Source organism: Micromonospora parastrephiae (assembly GCF_016802865.1).
Lineage (GTDB): Bacteria > Actinomycetota > Actinomycetes > Mycobacteriales > Micromonosporaceae > Micromonospora > Micromonospora parastrephiae.
This window is the reverse complement of sequence record NZ_JAEVHM010000245.1, coordinates 1-6,522: the sequence shown is the minus strand read 5'-3', so window position 1 is coordinate 6,522 and position 6,522 is coordinate 1. Positions and strand designations below refer to the sequence as shown.

The 6,522-nt window shown below is 69.0% G+C and carries 6 protein-coding genes and 2 tRNA genes; 1 reads left to right on the top strand and 7 read right to left on the bottom strand.

From position 1 onward, the window contains the following. Positions 1-93: 93 nt before the first annotated feature. The 6 genes from JNW91_RS28305 to JNW91_RS28280 form a co-directional block, all read right to left on the bottom strand. Positions 94-891, bottom strand: a complete 798-nt coding sequence (locus JNW91_RS28305) for a carbon-nitrogen hydrolase family protein (RefSeq protein WP_203178524.1) — start codon at positions 889-891, stop codon at positions 94-96. A 373-nt stretch (positions 892-1,264) separates the two neighbouring features. Beyond that, the gene (clpX, locus tag JNW91_RS28300; RefSeq protein ID WP_074313784.1) at positions 1,265-2,560 is read right to left on the bottom strand and encodes an ATP-dependent Clp protease ATP-binding subunit ClpX; all 1,296 of its coding nucleotides are present in this window, start codon (positions 2,558-2,560) and stop codon (positions 1,265-1,267) included. 209 nt (positions 2,561-2,769) lie between these two features. Next, positions 2,770-3,432, bottom strand: coding sequence for an ATP-dependent Clp protease proteolytic subunit (locus JNW91_RS28295; protein ID WP_121652300.1), 663 nt, complete (start codon positions 3,430-3,432; stop codon positions 2,770-2,772). 10 nt (positions 3,433-3,442) lie between these two features. After that, positions 3,443-4,084: an ATP-dependent Clp protease proteolytic subunit gene (locus JNW91_RS28290; protein WP_007464111.1), complete on the bottom strand. Its 642-nt coding sequence runs from the start codon at positions 4,082-4,084 to the stop codon at positions 3,443-3,445. Positions 4,085-4,278: 194 nt separating this feature from the next. Next, positions 4,279-5,625 carry a trigger factor gene (gene tig, locus JNW91_RS28285; protein WP_203178522.1) on the bottom strand — a complete coding sequence of 449 codons (1,347 nt, stop codon included), beginning with the start codon at positions 5,623-5,625 and terminating at the stop codon, positions 4,279-4,281. 138 nt (positions 5,626-5,763) lie between these two features. Next, positions 5,764-5,837, bottom strand: a tRNA-Pro gene (locus tag JNW91_RS28280). A 294-nt stretch (positions 5,838-6,131) separates the two neighbouring features. On the opposite strand from JNW91_RS28280, the gene JNW91_RS28275 reads away from it, so the two are divergent. After that, a tRNA-Gly gene (locus JNW91_RS28275) sits at positions 6,132-6,205 on the top strand. Between the two features lie 26 nt (positions 6,206-6,231). Here the strand turns inward: JNW91_RS28275 and JNW91_RS32770 are convergent. After that, positions 6,232-6,522 (bottom strand): hypothetical protein (locus JNW91_RS32770; protein WP_238425854.1); only part of this gene is annotated, 291 nt, incomplete at its 5' end.

Below are 6,522 nucleotides of genomic sequence, written 5' to 3'. Positions count from 1 at the left end.
CGGGGCCGGTCGCGGATGACCACCGCGCTGTTGGTCACCGCCGCGGCGATCGCCGGGTTCGCGGTGATCGGCGTTCTGCTGGAGGGCTGAGGCTCAGAGCCGGCGGTTCGCGAGGCTGGGCAGCTCGGCTCGGATCGCGGTGAGCCGGTCGAGGTCCAGGTCCGCGACGGACACCCCCGGCCCGTCCGGCAGTTGGGTGAGGACGGTCCCCCACGGGTCGACCACCATGCTGCGCCCGAAACAGGTACGGCCGGGCTCGTGGTCCCCGGTCTGGCCCGCCGCCGCCACGAAGCACTGGTTCTCGATCGCCCGCGCCCGCAGCAGGACCTCCCAGTGATCACGGCCGGTATGCATCATGAACGCCGCCGGGACCACCAGCAGCTGGGCGCCGCCATCGGTGGCCAGTGCGCGGTACAGCTCGGGAAAGCGCAGGTCGTAACAGATCGACAGACCCACCCGCAGACCCTCGACGTCGACCACCACCGGTTGCGTCCCGGGCGCCACCGTCGCCGACTCGCGGTAGGAGACCCGGCCCGGGATCTCCACGTCGTACAGGTGGATCTTGCGATAGCTCGCAGCCAGGCTGCCGGAACGGTCGAAGACCAGCGACGTGTTCCAGGTGCGCTCCGGGTCCGGACCGGCCTCGTGGAACGAACCGGCCACCAACCAGATGCCGAGCCGCCGGGCGACCGCGGCGAAGAAGGCACCCACCTCCCCGTCCACCGGCTCCGGCTCGGGCAGCCCGGTGGCGGGGCCGAGATAGTCGACGTACTCCGGGAGGACGGCGAGATCCGCGCCGCCGGCGGCGGCGCGTTCCAGCAGGACCTCCGCGGCGGCCAGGTTGGCCTTGCGGTCGTCCCGGGCGTTCAGCTGGCAGACGGCGACGCGCATGAGCCCAGGGTACGACCGCACCGGCCACCACGGACAGCGTCGGATGCTGGCCGGCACCAGGGCGCCTGCGGCGAACCCGAGCCCGACGACCTGGAGCGGGCGGAGGCGTTCCCGGTCGACGGCGAGTGCGAGCAGCACGCGCTGGCCGGTTAGAGCGCGACGACGAGCCCGCAGGGGATGTCCCCGGCCGTGGGGGTAACCGGGCACGACCAGCACCAGCACGGCCAGCAGCGGGACGCTCAACAGCTGGGAGACCACGGTCACGGCGATCGGAGGAACGCGTGGTGGTGGTCACCCCGTCGGGCGAGTGGGACCGCCGAACGAGATCACGCCGCCGCGTCAGGAGTGAGCGGCCGGCGTGACGTGGGGAGGATCAGGCCGACTTCTCCTCGCGGTCCCGCCGGGCGCGCCGCCCGGTGAACTCGCGCGGAACGATCGTCGGGTTGACGTTCTCCAGGACCACCTCACGGGTGATCAGCACCCGGGCGGCGTCGGGGTTGCTCGGTACCTCGTACATCGCGGAGAGCAGAACCTCTTCGATGATGGCCCGCAGACCGCGCGCGCCGGTGCCCCGCAGCATCGCCTGGTCGGCGATCGCCTCCAGCGCCGGCTCGTCGAACTCCAGCTCGACCCCGTCCAGCTCGAACAGCCGCTGGTACTGCCGGACCAGCGCGTTGCGCGGCTCGGTGAGGATGCGCACCAGCGCGGAGCGGTCCAGGCTGCGCACGTTGGTGATCACCGGGAGCCGGCCGACGAACTCGGGGATCAGCCCGAACTTGAGCATGTCCTCCGGCATGACCTGGCTGAAGATGTCATCGGTCGACCGGTCGGACACCGACCGGAGCCGGGCACCGAACCCGGTGCCGCCCTGACCGGTGCGGGACTCGATGATCTGATCCAGCCCGGCGAACGCGCCACCGCAGATGAACAGCACGTTGGTCGTGTCGATCTGGATGAACTCCTGGTGCGGGTGCTTGCGACCGCCCTGCGGCGGCACGTTGGCCACCGTGCCTTCCAGCATCTTGAGCAGCGCCTGCTGCACACCCTCGCCGGAGACGTCCCGCGTGATCGACGGGTTCTCCGACTTACGGGCGATCTTGTCGACCTCGTCGATGTAGATGATGCCGGTCTCGGCGCGCTTGATGTCGTAGTCGGCGGCCTGGATCAGCTTGAGGAGGATGTTCTCCACATCCTCGCCGACGTAGCCCGCCTCGGTCAGCGCCGTGGCGTCCGCGATGGCGAACGGGACGTTCAACATCCGGGCGAGCGTCTGCGCCAGGTGGGTCTTGCCGCACCCCGTCGGGCCGAGCAGCAGGATGTTGGACTTCGCCAGCTCGACGGCGTCACTGCCGGAGCCCGGTGCGCCGGCCGCCTCGGCCTGGATGCGCTTGTAGTGGTTGTAGACCGCCACCGCGAGCGCCTTCTTGGCCTGGTCCTGCCCGACGACGTAGTTGTCGAGGAACTGGCAGATCTCCATCGGCTTGGGAAGCTCTTCCCACTTCACCTCGCCGGACTCGGCCAGCTCCTCTTCGATGATCTCGTTGCAGAGATCGATGCACTCGTCGCAGATGTAGACCCCCGGGCCCGCGATGAGCTTCTTCACCTGCTTCTGCGACTTGCCGCAGAAGGAGCATTTCAGTAGGTCGCCGCCGTCACCGATCCGTGCCACCTACGTTCTCCCTGCACTCATCGGCCGGAGACCCGGCCCTGACCTGCGGACGCTGCGCGCCGCCCGGCTTGGTTCGTCCCGCCGGCCCAACCGGCGAAGCGGTACGGACCCGACGTTACCCGCTGACGGGGCATTCTCCGACCCCCAAAACGGGTGTGTCAGAGGTCGGCCGGGAACGGACGCCCGGCCAACCTCTGACCCGGTACTGCTCAGCTGGCCGCGTTGGCGGCCAGCAGGCCCTTCTTGCGGCTGGTCAGGATCGTGTCGACCAGCCCGTACTCCTTGGACTCCTCGGCCGTCATGATCTTGTCACGGTCGATGTCCTTGCGAACCTGCTCGATCGGGCGGTTGCAGTGTCGGGACAGCATGTCCTCCAACTGCGTCCGCATCCGCAGGATCTCCCGGGCCTGGATCTCGATGTCCGAGCCCTGCCCGTAGCCGCCCTCGGTGGCCGGCTGGTGGATGATGATCCGCGAGTTCGGCAGAGCCATCCGCTTACCCGGCGTGCCCGCCGACAGCAGCACCGCCGCCGCGCTCGCGGCCTGCCCGAGACAGACCGTCGAGATGTCCGGGCGGACGTACTGCATGGTGTCGTAGATCGCCGTCATGGCCGTGAACGAGCCACCGGGCGAGTTGATGTACATGATGATGTCGCGGTCCGGGTCGGTGCCCTCCAGCGTGAGCAGCTGGGCCATCACGTCGTTGGCCGACGCGTCGTCCACCTGCACACCGAGGAAGATGATCCGGTCCTCGAAGAGCTTGTTGTACGGGTTCGACTCCTTGACCCCGTACGACGTGCGCTCGACGAACGACGGCAGAACGTAGCGGTTGTGCACGGCCGCGAACTGGGGCGGCAAGCTCAGATCGGTCATCGTCAGCTCCTCAGCTCAGGGTCCCGGCGCCATCCGGAACCTGAGCGGCTCCGATGATCACCTTGTCGATGAAGCCGTAGTCCATGGCCTCCTGGGCGGTGAACCAACGGTCCCGGTCCGAGTCCGCCTCGATCTGCGACTGGCTCTGGCCGGTGTGGTGCGCGACCCGCTCCTGGAACATCCGCTTCGTGTAGAGCATCTGCTCCGCCTGGATGGCGATGTCGGACGCCGTACCGCCCAGGCCACCGGACGGCTGGTGCATCATGATCCGGGCGTGCGGCAGGGCGTACCGCTTGCCCTTGGTGCCCGCGCAGAGCAGCAGCTGGCCCATCGAGGCGGCCATGCCCATCGCCACGGTCGACACGTCGTTGTCGATGAACTGCATGGTGTCGTAGATCGCCATGCCGGAGTAGACCGAGCCACCCGGCGAGTTGATCCACAGGTTGATGTCGCGGTCCGGGTCCTCCGCGGCGAGCAGCAGCAGCTGCGCGCAGATGCGGTTGGCGACCTGGTCGGTCACCTCACTGCCCAGGAAGATGATGCGTTCCTTGAGCAACCGGTTGTAGACCGAGTCGTCGAGGTTGCCAATGGAGTCGCCACCGCGCGCGTCAATCGCCCGGAGCGACTTCTTGGGGATGTGCATGTCGGTCATGGCAGCCCTTCGCTCTCCGTACCGTCTTTCCCGACACTAACCGCTGTGCGGGGCGGCAGAGTCCCGGTCGGGGCACTGTTCGCTCTCAGCGCAGCTGTGTCGAGCGCACCCGCGGCGCGGGCGTCCGGGCGTACCCGGGAATGGATTCGGCCGCCGTCCACCGCGCAGCGGCGGACGGCGGCCGCACCCGACGATCAGTGCTCGTGGTTGTGCTCCGCCTCGTTGGCGGCGCGCAACGCGTCCAGGGTGACCTCGTTGCCGGCCGAGTCCTTGATCGTGATCCGCTCCATGACGGCCGCGAGCGCCTTGCCCCGCCGCACGTCACCGAAGACCGCGGCGGCCGCGCCGGAACGCACCAGCTGGTCGTAGTACTGCTGCGGAGCCATGCCGGCGCGCTGCGCCCGGTGCACGATCTCGTGGCCGAACTCGTCGTCGGAGACCTGCACGTCCTCGGCGTCGGCCAGCGTGTCCAGCAGGAGCTGCACCTTGACGCCCTCGGTCGCCGCCTCGGTCAGCTCGGCGTCGATCTGCTCCTCGGTCTTCTCCTCGGCCGCCAGGTACTCCTCCAGGGAGGCGCCGATCCGCTCCAGCTGGTCGACCATCGCCTGCTTGCGGCTGGCGACCTCCTCGCGGACGACGCCCTCCGGCGCCGGCACCTCGGCGGCCTCGACCAGCTGCGCCAGGGCCTTGTCCCGAGCGGCGTAGATCTGCTCGACCTGCTTGCCCTGGGTGACCCGTGCCCGCAGGTCGCCGCGCAGCTCCTCGATCGTGTCGAACTCGCTGGCCATCTGCGCGAACTCGTCGTTCAGCTCCGGCAGCTCCTTCTCCTTGACCGTGCGCACGGTCACCGCCACCTCGGCGTCGCGGCCGGCGAAGTCGCCGCCGACCAGCTGGGTGGTGAAGGTGGTGCTCTCGCCGGCGGCGAGGCCGACCACGGCCTCGTCGAGACCCGGCAGGAGCTGCTTGCTGCCCACCTCGTGGGAGATGTTGCTCGCCTGGCCGCCCGGCACGTCCTCGCCGTCGACGGTGGCGTTCAGGTCGATCTGCACGTAGTCGCCCTCGGCGGCGGCCCGCTCGACGGTCTTGAGGGTGGCGAACCGCTCCCGCAGGTTCTTCACCTGCTCGTCGATCTCGCTCTCGTCGATCTGCAGCTCGTCGACGGTCACCTCGATGGTGCTCGCGTCGGGCAGGGTGATCTCCGGGCGGACGTCGACCTCGGCGGTGAAGTTCAACGAGTCGCCGTCGTTGAACTCGGTGATCTCGACCTCGGGACGCCCCAGCGTCTTCAGGTCGTGCTCGCGCACCGCGGCGAGGATGTTCTCCGGGATGGCGTCCTGGACCGCCTCGTTGAGGACGGTGCTCCGGCCCACCCGCTGATCGATCACCGCGGTCGGCACCTTGCCCCGGCGGAAGCCGGGAACCTGGACCTGCGAACCGATCTCCCGGTACGCCTTCTTGAGGCTCGGCTCGAGCTCGACGAACGGCACCTCGATGGCGAGCCGCACGCGCGTCGGGCTCAGAGTCTCGACGGTGCTCTTCACAGGCGTACTCCTTGACGGATCTCAGTTGAGTCTGGGCGTGATTCAGCCCATCGAGTGTAGGTGAGCCGGCCTGACGCACCGGCAGCGCCCGGGGACCGCACTGGGCGGAGCCCTGGGCGGCCCGGCCGCGGACGACAGTCGGGGTGGCGGGATTTGAACCCACGGCCCCTCGCTCCCAAAGCGAGTGCGCTACCAAGCTGCGCCACACCCCGTGGCGACGTGCAGTCTATGCCGTCGACGCGCCTCAGGCAGTGCCGGGGCCGCACCCACCCGGACACAATCCCCCGAAAACCCCCACCGCACCCCCTGCTCGCGCCGCGCCGGGCGGCGCTCCGGGCGCCCGTTCAAGATCCGCGCAGTGTCGGGGACAGTGCTGCCTCCGGAGGCGTCGAGGCCCCTACATCCCCGATGTTGCGCGGATCTTGGCCTGGCGTGGCGGCGCGGCTGCGCGGCCGGCAGGGGGATTGGGTACGCTGTCGGCGCGTCCCGTTTCGGCGGGGCGGAGCGCGGGCGTAGCTCAATGGCAGAGCTTCAGTCTTCCAAACTGACGGTGCGGGTTCGATTCCCGTCGCCCGCTCCACGGTTCAGGCTGGTCAACGGCCCCGGTTACGGGCCGAACGGCTGGAACTGGTCACCGGCTTCCGCGTCCACCTCACGTTCGTACTCCCGCCGGCGGGTGAACACGCGTCCACGCTCCACCCGCACATACCTCCCCGCGTTCGGAAAGACGATCGCCGTCTTGTTTCGCCCACGACTCAACCTGAGACGTCCGCTCCCCAGGGCGTCCAAAAAGGAAGCGATGTCGCGTTCGATCTCGTCCGCGAACCATCGCTGACGGGGATCGGACACGTCATACAGATCGGTGTCGATACTGTGTCGAAGCTCGGGCGACTCCCC